We start from the raw sequence: 14,042 nt of genomic DNA on the forward strand, positions 1-14,042 counted from the left end.
CGGTGCATCCTCTGGCTGAAGGAGAACCGCCGGCTCGCCACCCGGTTCGAGAAGCTCGCCGTGAACTTCCTGGCCATGGTCAAGCTCGCCATGATCCGCCGTTGCTTCCGACTCATCGAGCCGCCAGACAGAACCTAGTCGCCGAAGAGCATCGGGCCGGCGTGATATCAACGCCGTCCGCGCGGATGGTCCCCGGAGGGGAGCATGTCCCCCGGACCCCAGGCAGGTGGACGGCACGTCAAGCCTGCTTGGGGCCGTCCCTCATAGCCGGACCGAGCTGGGGCCTGCCCACGTCGATTCCACGGGCCGGTCCGGTCGATTCTGTCGAGCCTGCGGGATTTCTGGCCGACCATAGAGTCGTGGGAACCGGTATTTTTCGTCGGCAGAGACATGGGCATGCCCGGCTGGCGATGGCTCGTGGTGGGTCATCTGGCGCTCCTGGCCCTGCCGGGCGCGCCGGCCTTCGCCCAGGAAGCGGCGGGAGCCCCGCGTTCGTTGTCCGCGTCGGCGCCCGCCGGGGGACCGAGATCCGCGCCGAGCCCGGGGCCCGGCGGGCTGGATGAACCGACGGCGGCGACGGTCGCCCCCACCGCCGGGCAGGCGGCCCAGGCCGAGGGAGCCGACACCAAGGCCCTGGCGAAGCTCCTGGGCCTGGACGAGGCCCCGGTCACCGTCTACGGATGGCTCCAGAACAGCTACACCGGCACCCCAGGCATCGACCCGAGGAACCGGAGTACGGTCACCGTCTTCCCCAACCGCCTGGCCAACGAGTGGCAGGGGAACCAGTATTACCTCGTGGTCGAGGACCCGGTGGAGACGGGGGACCGGGCCAACCTGGGCTTCCGGGTCGACACCCTCCTCGGCAACGACTGGCTCTTCACGAAGTCGTTCGGGCTCTTCGACGGCGCCTTCACGCCCCGGGGCTTCGCCGGGGTGGACTTCCCCCAGCTCTACGGCGAGGCCCGCCTGCCCCTCGGCGAGAATGTGGCCCTCGGCGTCAAGGGGGGCCGCTTCTACTCGCCCGCGGGGTTCGAGTCGGTCATGGCGGTGAAGCGGCCCCTCCTGTCGGTGCCGTATATCCTCAACTTCACGCCGTTCACCTTCTTCGGGGCCCTCACCAGCCTGCAACTGGGCGAACGGCTCACGCTCGTCAACGGCGCCGTGAACGGGGCCGACCGCTGGATTAACAGCAATTACCGCTACAGTTATCTGGGCGGGGTCAACTGGAACTCGGCGGACGGGCGCACGACGCTCTCGTCGATGACGCTGGTGGGCCCCAACCAACTGCCGTTCTTCCCCTCGACGGACCCCCAGCAGGTGCCGACGTTGCCGGTGGGGGCCTACACGAGCCCGGAGCTGGCGGGCCGGAGGAACCCCTTCTACGGCCGGAGCACGCTCGTCTACCACTCGACGGTGGCGACCCGGAAGTGGGGGGAGAAGAAACGGTGGACGCAGGCGATGGAGGCGGCCTTCGTCACGCAGGGGAACGTGGTGGGCTTCGGTCCCGGGGGGAAGCCCGGGCGAATCAGCTACTACGGCGGGGCCCACTGGCTGCTCTTCGAGGCCACGCCGAAGGTCACCGCGGTCTCGCGGATCGAGGTCTTCCGCGACGACAACGGCTTCGTCCTGCCGGCGGCCGACACGTACTACGAGATGACCCACGGGCTGATATGCAAGCCGAGGCCGGCCCTCTGGATTCGCCCGGAGATCCGCTACGACTGGGCCCAATTCACGACGCCGTACGACGACGGCACCCGAGGCGGCCAGCTCACGCTCGCCTTCGACGTCATCGTGCAGTTCTAGGACGCGGGCCGACCCGAATCCAGGCGAACCGTCCTCCTCTTGATTCGTCGGCGCGCGTCGAAACATCATTGGACACATTGATAAACCGCTTGAATGGGAGATCTCGCGCCGCCATCCATGCCGACCATTTCGGGATTGTGACATCACGACCCTCTCGTGATAGGATGCATGGCAACCAAGCCGAGCGCTCTTGAAACATCGATCGGTATAGTGGCTTGGGCAGTCCTCTCCGAGTACCTTCCGATGCCGCGTCCACGCCAAGATCGGTTAGTCCAGGCCACCCGACCCCGCCGCGCGCGCCCGACCTTTGAATCCCTGGAAGATCGACGCCTCCTGGCGATCGCCTTCTCCGGGCCGACGCGGATTCCGACCGATGGGAGGGCGCAGGGGATTGCCCTGGCCGACTTCGACAACGACGGGATTCTCGACCTTGCGGTGGCGGAGATCGACTCCAACCGGCTCGGCATTTCGCTCGGCCGCGGCGACGGGACCTTCGTCGCGCTCGGGACGGTGGCCGCGGGTTCGGGCCCCGTGGATCTGGCCGCCGCGGACCTCGACGGCGACGGGCGGACCGACCTGATCGTCACGAACTACAAGTCCAATAACGTCAGCGTGATGCTGGGGCGGGGCGACGGGACGTTCGGCCCCCGGACCCATTACGCCGTCGGCGGCGGGCCGCGCTCGGTGGCGGTCGCCGACCTCGATGGGGACGGTGCCCTCGACCTCGTCGTCGGCAACCAGGGCAATGACGTCAGCCTGCTCTACGGCCGCGGCGACGGCGCGTTCGCCTCGGCCGTCGGCCTCGGCCTCAACGATCAGGCCAACGGCGTCGCCATCGCCGACATGAACGGCGACGGCAGGCCCGACATCCTCGTGTCCGGCTATTTCCAGGTATACATCTATCTCAACCAGGGCCCGGCCGGGTTCCCGTCTCGCTCATCCCACACCGCCTCGGGAGGGGGGGGCGCCTTCGTGGCCGCGGGGGACGTGAACGGCGACGGCCGCCCGGACGTGGTCCATTCGAACACGGCCAACAACTTCGTCAGCGTCTTCCTGAACGACGGCCGGGACGGCCTCGAAGGCCCGTTCATTTACACCGTCGGCCCCGACCCGCATCATCCGCCGACGGCCGACTACCCCTTCGAGACGGCGCTCGTCGACCTCGACCTCGACGGCCACCTCGACCTGCTGATGGCGACCTCCCGGGGGCTGGTGGCGCGTCCGGGGGCCGGGGACGGGACCTTCAACAACGTCCTCGATTTCAGCCCGCGGGACGACGCCAGCCACCTCGCCGTCGGCGACATCGATGGGGACGGGAAGCCCGACGTCGTCGCGACGGACTACGCCGCCGGCCGGGTCCTGGTCTTCCGCGCCCTCCCGGACGCGCCGCCGTCGGTGACCCTCGCCATCGAGGACGCGAGCGTCCACGAGGGTGATCTCGGCGCGACCGGGGCCGTGATCACCGTGCGCATCTCGCGGCCGACGACCGTCCCCGTGTCCGTGAGCTACGCCACCGCGGGCGGCACGGCGACCCCGGGCGTCGATTACACGGCGGTCTCCGGCGTGCTGACCATCCCGCCCGGGTCCACGACGGCGACGTTCGTCGTGCCGGTCGCGGGCAACTTCCGCGTGGACGGGACTCGGACCGTCGGCCTCTCCCTGTCGGCGCCGGCCGGCCCGGCGACCCTCGGCGACCCCGCGTCCGTGCTGACGATCCTCGACGACGAGTCGCCCTCGACGTTCCGGTTCCGAGACGCCCAGGTGGTGGTCGACCCGGCGTCGGGCCTGGCGACCGTCACGGTGGAGCGAGACGAGGCCCGATCCGACGGCGTGACGGTGGAATACGCGACCATCGGCGGCGACGCCGTCCCGGGGGTCGACTACGCGCCAGTTCGCGGGGTCCTCCGCTTCGCCCTCGGCCAGACGACCGCTTCATTCACGGTGCCGATCCTGGGCGACGCCGCCGGCCGATCCGGCCGCCTGATCGGGGTCGTGTTGACGGATCCCGTCGGCGCGCTCGGCGCGCCCTCGGCCGCCACGATCGTGCTCGCCGCGGCCACCAGCCCGCCCGCCCCGCCGCCGCCGCCCCCGCCGCCCGAGCCGTACACGACTGTACAATCGGTCGCCGTCGACCTGAGGCAAGGCGGGGCGTTGGCGGCGATCCGCGTCGCCTGGAGCGCCAACCTCGACCCCGACACGGCGCGGTCGCTCGCCAATTATCGGCTCGTCCGGGCCGGCCGCGACGGTCGGTTCGGGACCCGCGACGATCGCGCGGTGCCGATTCGGTCGGCGAGCTACGACGCGGCCGGCCGCGCGGTCGTCCTCGTCCCGCGGCACGCCCGGCTCGGGGCGGAGCCCCTGCGACTGACGGTCACCGCGTCCGTCACCGACGCGCGCGGGTACGCCGTCGACGGCGACGGAGATGGCCTGCCCGGCGGCGATTCGAACACGATCCTCCGCCGAGCCGGGATCCCCCGGGACACGCCAGGCGCGCCCGCCGTCCCCGGCTCCGGCCGGCCATGGAAGCCAGGTCGGATGCGCCGCCCTTGATCGGAGGCCGAAGGCTGATCGCCCCGAAGCCCGGAACCGTCACCGGGTTTCGTCCGCCCGAAGCGCGCCGTGGGCGCGATCCCGCGGCCTCCCGACTCGATCGCTCGCGATTCCATCACTCTCGACGACCCATCGGTCAGCCGACGACGAGCGTCGTCGGCTCGACCGCGTCTAGGATGACCTGAAGTACCCGAGCATGGCGAGTTCGGTACTGGGGATAATGTTCTTGGGCATGAACAGGATTTTATTGTTCCGACGGGCCGCGGCCCTCGGCTTACCCGGCCGGCGAGGCGCGGCGACGGCCGAGGGGACCGTCTCGGGGTGCCCCTGATGTCCGAGTCCGCACGGTCAAAGTCGGCCTAGGCCGCTGCCCGAGAAGCCCCGAGCCACGCCGCGACCGAGACGAGGAAAATTAGTCCAAACCAGGCCGCGACCGCGACCGACAACCAGGCCTTCGCGGGCTCCAGGACGGCATTCTCCGGGCGATCAGGATGGAAATAGACGGTCACGACCGAACCGACGGGATACCGGGCGACGGTCGACTCGGCTCGCCCCCGCGAGCCGGCCCAGACATGGAATGCGAACTGACGACTTTCCCACGCCTTGCCGGCCGCGTCATACACGAAGCGAATCCTGGGCGTGAAGGACCCCCTGAGCCCCGACTCGCCCCGCCTCTCTTCGACGGTCGACTCGACGACTTTGCCGGTGGTGCGCGGCCAACGCCTCGCCCAGAGGTGGTCGAGGGCCTCCTCCAGCAGGTAGGCGAAGAGGAAGAAGGACAGAGCGACCGCGAGGAGCCAGGCGTTGAGATAAGGGCTGAGCATGGACCCTCCGAATCTGGGACGCGAATCAAGTCATCCTACCCCGTTCGCCGACAGGCGGCATCGACATGTCCGGGGCGTTGCCCTTCGCCCGGCGAGGGGTTTAGCCCTATTTCAGCGACCTCGCCTTCGTGCGGGATAACCCCCCCTTAACATGTACGATTATCGGTCGGTCGAACTGGATACCAAACCACCAAGACAGGTTCACCAGACGATTCGCCAGTCCGATCCGGTTTCTGCCCAGGACAGGGCCGCGGACACTGAGAATCTCGGGTCCAGCCTAGCGTCCGATAATGGGCGTTATGTTCGAGGACGTGGGTTCGTAGCGATTGTATCGCGTGAGCCGGGGGCGCGGGGCCGATCCGTCACCCGCCGGGCGTGCGTGCCCGGGCCCAGCCGTCGGTTGGTCGTCCGCCCTTCAAATCGGACAGCAGCTTCCGCACGCGGTCGCCCGGCGCGATCATCCCGCCGTGCGCGCCGGTCCGGGCGATCGTCACCCCGACGGCTCGCCCCTCAAGGTCCACGACGGGGCCTCCGCACTCGTACGAATAGAACGGTATGGCGCATTCGATCACGGTGGGGAATCCATCGGCTCGGTGGTTGTTCTGGTCGCCGTACGAATCCGGCCCCAGTGGGAGGGCAAGGTCCATCGTCCTCCCGGCCCTCTCGAGGCGGACCGGCACGACGTCCCCGCTCCGCAGGCCGTCGACCGCATTCAGCATGTCCTCCACCGCCGCGATCGATCGGCCGTTGAGGCCGACGAGGAGATCGTCCGGCCGGACGCCGGCCGAATAGGCCAGCCCTTCGACGTTCGCCACGTGAAAACGGCCCTCCCGCGACAGGCCGATCGCGGCGCGAAGCGACCAACCGCCCGTCGTCCTCCAGGCCCCGCCGATGTACGGAGGGCCGGCCGGGAGCCGCAACGGCGGCGGCTCGGCGGGACGAGCGGACACTTCCAGGTGGCGGCGCGGCACGCTGACCACGCCGACCGCCAGGGGCCCTTCGGCACCGACCGCCGCCAGGATCGTCCCCGCCTGGGGGTCGAGGTCGTCGGCCCACCGCACCGGCCTCAAGCCCGTCGCCGGCACGGCGAGCAAGGCCAGGTCGAAGGCCGGATCGACGCCGACCACCCTTGCGGTCGCGACCCGGCCCCCCGGCAGACGGCAGGTCGGCCGGGGGGGCAGGACGCTGGCCTTGGCGACGACCCACCCCTCGGCACCGACGATCGTACCCAGGCCGACCGCGACCCCCTCGTTCAGCATCGCGACGACGCTCTCGCGAGCCGGCTCGACGGCCGATCGATACCGGGCCAACGATGCCGGCCCCTGGGTGAAGTCCGCGGGCCGCAGGCGTGGGCTCGCGGCGAATACGCGCTCGAACCGCTCGCTCCGCCGGCCGTCGTCCGGCGCGACCTCGCCGCCGAGCATCGCGTCGAGCAGGGAGTCGATCCTCCGGACGCCCGTCACCCGACACAGGGCAAACTGCCCCGCGCGCTGGAAGGCGTCCATGTCGTCGCGATACCTTCGCGCCGGGTATCCGTTGGTGCCGCACAATATCCCGAGCAATCTCCCATCGAGGTCGAAGTACGGGCCGCCGGAATCGCCGCCGACGACCATGCTCTCGGCGCCGAAGAGTTCCGCCGTCCCCCAGGTCACGCGGCCGAGCCGCACGGGCGCGGGCCGGCCCTTCTGGTATCCGAGCGGATGGCCGATCTTGAGCACCCAATCACCCGCCGCGACCGGGACCTCGGGCCGGATGGGTACGTGCGGATGCGGGCCGGGGTCGAGCAACCGAAGCAGCGAGACGTCGTGAGACCGGTCGGCGCCCAGCAACTCGGCGGGACGCTCGCGGCCGTCGTGGAGGATGATCGTCGTCCGGTCGCCCGGAGTTCTCGACGTCTCGACGCCTTGGGATTCATTCTTGTGGCTGACGTGCCACTGCGACAGCACGAGCCCGTCGGCGGTGACGATTACCCCCGACGCGTAATCCTTCGCCGATGGTCCGTCCGACGAGCTCGCGACCGCCACCACCGCCGGCAGCACCGCCCGGGCCGTCTCGCGAACTCGCTCCTCAAGCCGATGCGGATCGATCGGCTCCGGCCGGACGAACGCCACGGCCGGATCGGTAGCCTGGCCCCCCGGCGCGTAGAAGGGACGCTCGGGCGACGGAGGCAGGTACGTCTCCCACAGGCGGACGACCATGCCAGCCAGCAGGATGCCGCAGAGCGCCAGGCCCGAGATCCGTCTCCGCCAGACGCGAGCGGGGCCGGTTGCGCGATCCGGTGGCATCGGACCTCCCTCGAGGCGACAGTCGGCCGGCCAAGGTCGCCGAAGAATACGACCCGCCAACGACGCTCGATCGTACCTACCTATGACAAGTGTCGCAATAGGCCGCTTTCATGCCGGCCGGAGGGTCGTGAAGGATCCAGGCTGGCTTTGACTTCATGCCTCGCGGCTTCATGTACTGCCCCCCCCATTATCGGACGCTGTGCCGAGGGTGCGATCGAGTGCCCTTGTTCGAGGCTGATTGACCAGCATCGCGAAGGTCCAATCTTGGGGGTCATGTTCGCGGGTCCGTGGCGTTCGCGGTCGGGGGGAGTTTGACGGCCGAGTGACCTCGGCCGATGGGCGTAGGCGCTCCCGAGGCGCGGGAGGGATTCTAGGGCGGCGGTTCGCTCTCGGCGGGATCGGCGGAACCATCGGAATTTTCGGGGATTTCGGCGACGCCGGGAGGGTTGGAGAGGGAGGAGGCGGGAAATCTTCCGCAGAACCCTCTACAGTTCCGTCGGAACGGATCGTATACTCGGGTCGCACCACGTGACCGCCGACGGTCGGCCCGGGCGTCCGGGCCGGGGCCAGTCCGCGCGAGCCCGACGTTTGAAGGTAACTTGTCGACCTGCTTCCCCGAGGGCCGTCGCCCCCGGCGAGCCGACGGCGCGGACGCGCCTCGGCGTCGCGAGGGCGGCGCCGATCCATCCGGCCCGCGCCGCGCACGCCACGCGACGGCCGCGCCCGGGATCGGCCGTCTCCTCGACCCCCCCGCGCCCCGGGCCACCGCCGGGGGGGCGGGCATGCGCCGCCGCGCGGCCGGTTCGGTTGCGACGCGAGGGCCGATGGGATAGCCTGTCGGGTCCGATTCGATTTCCCTAGCCACATACAGGACAGACGAGCGATGCCCCAGGTCTTCCACCCGAGTGCCAACACGCTCTCGCGCGTGGTCTTGTTCGGCCTCGCGGCCGGGCCGGCGGCGCTGCTGGGCACCATGATGCTGCTGGTCCGCTCCCCCTACCAGACTCAGGTGGGGGTGGTCCGGGAGCAGCCCGTGCAGTTTTCCCACGAGCACCACGTCAAGGGCCTGGGGATCGACTGCCGCTTCTGCCACACGTCGGTCGAGACCTCGGCGTCGGCCGGCCTGCCGCCGACGCACACCTGCATGACCTGCCACTCCCAGATCTGGGCGGGCAGCCCCATGCTGGAGCCGGTCCGGGCCAGCTACACCGAGCGGAAGCCCCTGGCGTGGAACCGTGTCCACGACCTGCCCGATTTCGTCTACTTCCACCACGGCGTCCACGTCCAGAAGGGCGTCGGGTGCGCCGAGTGCCACGGCCGGGTCGACAACATGCCCCTGGCCTGGCGCGAGGAGCCGCTGACGATGGAGTGGTGCCTCGAATGCCACCGCGACCCGGAGCCCCGGCTCCGCCCCAAGGACCAGGTGTTCGTGATGGATTGGACGCCCCCCAAGGGGAGCGAGCTGGAGGCGGCTCGCGAGGCGGAACCGAAGTCCCACGTGGAGGTCGGCCAGTTGACGAACTGCTCGATTTGTCACCGATGATGAAACCACAGACCGACGACCTCGCCCGCCCCCTCACCCTCGACGAGCTGGTCCAGGGGGCCGCCCAGCCCGAGCCCCCCCGCGTCTGGCGGAGCCTGGAGGAGCTGGCCGACCCCGACGCCGCCGCCGGCCGGGCCGCCAACGCCGCCGCCCGCGCCCAGGCCGCCATTTACGGCCTCGGGGAGGTCGGCCGCCGCGACTTCATGACCGTCATGGGCGCCTCGCTGGCCCTCGCCGGCGTGACCGGCTGCGGCGTCCAGCCCGCCGAGAAGATCGTCCCCTACGTCGACCAGCCCGAGCAGATCGTGCCGGGCAAGCCCCTGTTCTTCGCCACCGCCTCCCCCTCGGGCGGCGACGGCCTGGGCCTGCTGGTCGAGAGCCAGATGGGCCGGCCGATCAAGGTGGAGGGGAACCCTAGCCACCCCGCCAGCCGGGGCGCGACCGATCCGTTCGCCCAGGCCGAGGCGCTGGCCCTCTACGACCCCGACCGCTCGCAGGTCGTCGTCAATCGGGGCCGCGTCGGGACGTGGGAGAACTTCCTGCGGTTCGCCGTCGACCTCCGCGCCCGCGAGATCGCCGCCAAGGGCGCCGGCCTGCGGATCCTCACCCGCTCCGTCTCCTCCCCGACCGTCCTGGACCAGCTCCGGCGGCTCAAGGAGGCGATGCCCGAGCTGGTCTGGCACAGCTACGAGCCCGTCACCCGCGACGGGGCCCGCAAGGGCGCCGAACTGGCCTTCGGCCGGGCCTTCGAGCCCTCCTACAGGCTGGAAGGGGTCGATGTCGTCGTGGCGCTCGACGCCGACTTCCTCCGCTGGGGCCCCTCCTCGGTCCGGCTCGCCCGCGAGTACGCCGACCGCCGCGACCCCGACGCGGGGACCATGCTGCGGCTCCACGCCTTCGAGCCCACCCCCACCGTCACCGGCGCGGCGGCCGACCACCGCACTCCCGTCGCCTCGGCCGACGTGCTCGCCGTGGCCGCGGCCCTGGCCAGGGGCCTCGGGATCGCCGGCGCCCCCGACGTCCCGCTCGGCCGCGCCCAGGCGCACGAGGCCAGGATTTCGGCCCTCGCCGAGGAGCTGAAGGCCGCCAACGGCAAGGCCGTGGTGGTCGTCGGCGACACCCAGCCGGCCGAGGTCCACGCCCTGGGCTACGCCATCAACGCGGCGCTGGGGGCGATCGGCTCGTCCGTCGTCCTCCACGCCCCCGCCGAGGGCGCGCCGGCCGACCAGAACGCCTCGCTCGTCCAGCTCGCGCGGGACATCGAGGCCGGCCAGGTCGACACGCTGCTGATCCTCGACGCCAACCCGGCGTACGAGGCCCCGGCCGACCTCCGGTTCGAGGAGGTCCTGCGGAACGAGAAGCTCACGACCCTGGTCCACCTGGGCCTGTACAACGACGAGACCGGCGCGCTGGCCCACTGGCACGTGCCCGAGGCCCACTTCCTGGAGTCGTGGGGCGACGTCCGCTCCTCCGACGGCTCGGTGGCCCTCGTCCAGCCGCTCATCGACCCGCTCTACCAGGGCCGGACCGTCGTCGAGGTCCTGGCCGTCCTGCTCGGCGAGGTCGGCGTCCCCGGCCGCGAGCTGGTCCGCAACTACTGGAAGACCAGGCTGCCGGCCGAGACCTTCGAGAAAAGCTGGCGCGCCGCCCTCCGCGACGGCGTCGTCACGCTCCCCGGCGAGGCCCCCGGGCCCGAGGCCCCCGGCGCGCCGGACCTGGGCAAGGTCGACTGGACTGCCCCGGAGATCGGCGGCTCGCTGGAGCTGATCTTCCGCCCCGACCCGACCATCTGGGACGGCCGATACGCCAACAACGCCTGGCTCCAGGAGCTCCCCAAGCCGATCACCACGCTGACCTGGGAGAACGCCGCCCTGTTCAGCCCGGCGCTGGCCGAGCGACTGAAGCTGAAGGACGGGCAGGTCGTCCTCCTGAAGTACCAGGGCGCCCAGGTCGAGGCCCCCGTCCTGATCACGCCGGGGCAGGCGGCCGACACCGTCACCGTCCACCTCGGCTACGGCCGGGCGGAGCGGGCCGGGCGCGTCGGCGGCAAGATCGGCTTCAACGCCAACCTGCTGAGGCGCTCCGACGCCCCCTGGGCCGCCACCGGCCTGGCGATCGAGATGACCAATCGGTCGGTCCGGCTGGCGGTGACGCAGCATCACCACGACATGGCGCGGCGGGACGTCCTCAAGGTCCTGACCGTCGACGAGTATCGCCATCCGTACGACGAGCACCACGCCCATCCCGACGGCAGCCTCTACCCCGAATGGCCCGGGACCCAGAGCGAGGACTACGCCTGGGGGATGGCCATCGACCTGAATCGCTGCATCGGCTGCGCCGCGTGCACGATCGCCTGCCAGGCGGAGAACAACATCCCCGTCGTCGGCAAGGACCAGGTGCTCAACTCGCGCGAGATGCACTGGATGCGGGTCGACCGCTATTACGCGGGCGACGACCTGGAGAACCCCCAGACCCACTTCCAGCCGCTGACCTGCATGCACTGCGAGAAGGCCCCCTGCGAGCTGGTCTGCCCCGTCGAGGCGACCACGCACAGCGACGAGGGGCTCAACGAGATGACCTACAACCGCTGCGTCGGCACGCGGTATTGCGGCAACAACTGCCCGTACAAGGTCCGGCGGTTCAACTACCTGCAATACGCCGACAACAGCACCCCCAGCCTCCAGCTCCTGAACAACCCGGACGTCACCGTCCGGATGCGCGGGGTGATGGAGAAGTGCACGTACTGCGTGCAGCGGATCAACGAGGCCCGGATCAACGCCAAGATGGCCGGGGGCAAGATCGGCGGCGACGAGGTCGTCACCGCCTGCCAGGGCGCCTGCCCCACGCGGGCGATCGTCTTCGGCAACCTGAAGGATCCGGAGAGCGCCGTGTCGAAGGCGCGGGAGTCGTCCCGGCACTACGCCCTGCTGGGCGAGCTGGGGACGCTGCCGCGGACGACGTACCTCTCCAAGCTGACCAACCCCGCCGGCGGGGCCGAGGCCCGCGGGACCGAGGCGCACGAGGAGCCGAAGAATGGCTGAGACCCACCATCATGCCGGCGGCGGCGACCCCCTGCCGCCGGTCATCGCCCCGGGGCACACCTACGGCACGGTGACCTCGACGATCGCCGACGTCGTCCTGAGGCGACCGCCCGACTGGCGGTGGTTCCTCGGGATGGGGGCCGCGTCGTCGCTGCTGCTGCTGTTCGGCATGACCGTCGGCCTGCTGCTGTTCAAGGGCGTCGGGATCTGGGGCGTGAACGTCCCGGTCATGTGGGGCTGGGCGATCATCAACTTCGTCTGGTGGGTCGGCATCGGCCACGCCGGGACGCTGATCTCGGCCATCCTGCTGCTGCTGAAGCAGCAGTGGCGGACCTCGATCAACCGGTTCGCCGAGGCGATGACGCTCTTCGCCGTGGCCTGCGCCGGGCTCTTCCCGCTGCTGCACATGGGCCGGCCCTGGAAGTTCTTCTGGATGATGCCCTACCCCAGCACCATGGGCCTGCTGCCGCAGTGGCGCAGCCCGCTGGTGTGGGACGTCTTCGCGGTGTCGACGTACGCGTCGGTCTCGCTGATGTTCTGGTACGTGGGCCTGATCCCCGACCTGGCGACCCTACGCGACCGGGCCAAGAACCGGGCCCTGGCGATGTTCTACGGGGCGCTGTCGCTGGGCTGGCGGGGCTCGGGGCGGCACTGGGCGCGCTACAAGACGGCGTACATGCTGCTGGCGGCGATGTCGACCCCGCTGGTCGTCTCGGTGCACACGGTGGTGTCGCTGGACTTCGCGGCCAGCGTGATCCCCGGCTGGCACGCGACCATCTTCCCCCCCTACTTCGTGGCCGGCGCCATCTTCTCGGGCTTCGCCATGGTGGTGACGCTGTGCGTGCCGCTGCGGGCGTGGTACGGGCTGAAGGACTTCATCACCGACCGCCACCTGGACAACATGGCGAAGATCATGCTGGCGACCGGCATGATCGTGGGCTACGGCTACGCGATGGAGTTCTTCGTCGCCTGGTACAGCGGCAACCCGTTCGAGGAATACCTGCTGCTGCGGGCCCGGCCGTTCGGGACGTACAGCAACGCCTACCGGACGATGATCCTCTGCAACGTGATCATCCCGCAGCTGCTCTGGATCCCGGCGATCCGCCGGCACGCGATCGCGCTCTGGGTGATCTCGATCTTCGTGAACATCGGGATGTGGCTGGAGCGCTACGTCATCGTGATCACGAGCCTCAGCGAGGACTTCCTGCCGTCGTCGTGGGCGCCCTACAGCCCGACGATCTGGGACATCACGACGTACCTGGGGACGATCGGCCTGTTCACGTTCCTGATCTTCGTGTTCGTCCGCTCGCTGCCGGCGATCGCCATCTTCGAGATGCGCGAGCTGCTCCACGAGACCCACCACGGCCACGACCACGCCAACGACCACGGCGCCCAGGCGCCCGGGAGGGAGTCATGACCGCCGCCGCCCACGCCGGGGAGAACCCGGCGATCTACGGCCTGATGGCCGAGTTCGACGACCCCGACCGGCTCGTCGAGGCGGCGCGGGCCGCCAAGGCCGCGGGGTACGTCTCGTTCGACACCTACGCGCCGTTCCCCGTCGAGGGGATGGACGAGGAGCTGCCGGGCCTGCGCAACTACGTCGCCCCGACGGTCTTCGTCGGGGGCCTGCTCGGGGGCCTCGGCGGCTTCCTGCTGCAATGCTGGTCCTCGATGTACTACTACCCCCACAACATCGCGGGCAAGCCGCTGTACTCCTGGCCGGCGTTCATCCCGATCACGTTCGAGACGACCGTGCTCGGGGGGGCCGTCGCCGCGGTGTTCGGGATGCTGGCCTACAACGGCTTCCCCAGGCTGTACCACCCGGTCTTCAACGCGCCGGGGTTCGACATGGCGTCCGACGACCGGTTCTTCCTCTGCGTGCAGTCGGACGACCCGAGCTTCGACCCGGCCGCGACCCTGGCGTTCCTGGAGGGACTCGGGCCCCGCTCGGTCTCCGTCGTCCCGTACTGACCCCGACCCGGCCCGACCCCACATC

Annotated in this window: 8 protein-coding genes; 6 read left to right on the plus strand and 2 right to left on the minus strand. The window is 70.2% G+C overall.

Annotated elements, in window-relative coordinates:
• Positions 1 to 396 precede the first annotated feature (396 nt).
• Both WG209_RS16665 and WG209_RS16670 read left to right on the plus strand, forming a co-directional pair.
• A complete protein-coding gene (locus tag WG209_RS16665; protein WP_337176203.1) occupies positions 397 to 1,803 on the plus strand; it encodes an outer membrane beta-barrel protein in 1,407 nt (468 codons plus the stop codon).
• Positions 1,804 to 2,046: 243 nt separating this feature from the next.
• Positions 2,047 to 4,353, plus strand: coding sequence for an FG-GAP-like repeat-containing protein (locus WG209_RS16670; protein ID WP_337176204.1), 2,307 nt, complete (start codon positions 2,047 to 2,049; stop codon positions 4,351 to 4,353).
• 359 nt (positions 4,354 to 4,712) lie between these two features.
• Here the strand turns inward: WG209_RS16670 and WG209_RS16675 are convergent, their stop codons facing one another.
• Together WG209_RS16675 and WG209_RS16680 are read right to left on the minus strand one after the other, a co-directional pair.
• Positions 4,713 to 5,177: a DUF3592 domain-containing protein gene (locus tag WG209_RS16675; RefSeq protein ID WP_337176205.1), complete on the minus strand. Its 465-nt coding sequence runs from the start codon at positions 5,175 to 5,177 to the stop codon at positions 4,713 to 4,715.
• A gap of 362 nt (positions 5,178 to 5,539) precedes the next feature.
• A complete protein-coding gene (locus WG209_RS16680) occupies positions 5,540 to 7,462 on the minus strand; it encodes a trypsin-like peptidase domain-containing protein (RefSeq protein ID WP_337176206.1) in 1,923 nt (640 codons plus the stop codon).
• Positions 7,463 to 8,345: 883 nt separating this feature from the next.
• Between WG209_RS16680 and WG209_RS16685 the strand changes: the two genes are divergently transcribed.
• Genes WG209_RS16685 through WG209_RS16700 form a run of 4 tightly spaced genes read left to right on the plus strand, consistent with a single transcriptional unit; the run spans position 8,346 to position 14,017 of the window.
• Positions 8,346 to 9,005, plus strand: a complete 660-nt coding sequence (locus WG209_RS16685) for a cytochrome c3 family protein (RefSeq protein WP_337176207.1) — start codon at positions 8,346 to 8,348, stop codon at positions 9,003 to 9,005.
• Positions 9,002 to 12,046: a 4Fe-4S dicluster domain-containing protein gene (locus WG209_RS16690; RefSeq protein WP_337176208.1), complete on the plus strand. Its 3,045-nt coding sequence runs from the start codon at positions 9,002 to 9,004 to the stop codon at positions 12,044 to 12,046. Before WG209_RS16685 ends, WG209_RS16690 begins: the two co-directional genes overlap by 4 nt.
• Positions 12,039 to 13,463, plus strand: a complete 1,425-nt coding sequence (gene nrfD, locus WG209_RS16695) for an NrfD/PsrC family molybdoenzyme membrane anchor subunit (protein ID WP_337176209.1) — start codon at positions 12,039 to 12,041, stop codon at positions 13,461 to 13,463. Before WG209_RS16690 ends, nrfD begins: the two co-directional genes overlap by 8 nt.
• Positions 13,460 to 14,017, plus strand: coding sequence for a DUF3341 domain-containing protein (locus WG209_RS16700; RefSeq protein ID WP_337176210.1), 558 nt, complete (start codon positions 13,460 to 13,462; stop codon positions 14,015 to 14,017). The genes nrfD and WG209_RS16700 overlap by 4 nt, the downstream gene beginning before the upstream one ends.
• Positions 14,018 to 14,042: the final 25 nt, after the last annotated feature.

It is taken from the genome of Paludisphaera sp. (genome assembly GCF_037189885.1).
In the GTDB taxonomy this organism is placed as follows: domain Bacteria; phylum Planctomycetota; class Planctomycetia; order Isosphaerales; family Isosphaeraceae; genus Paludisphaera.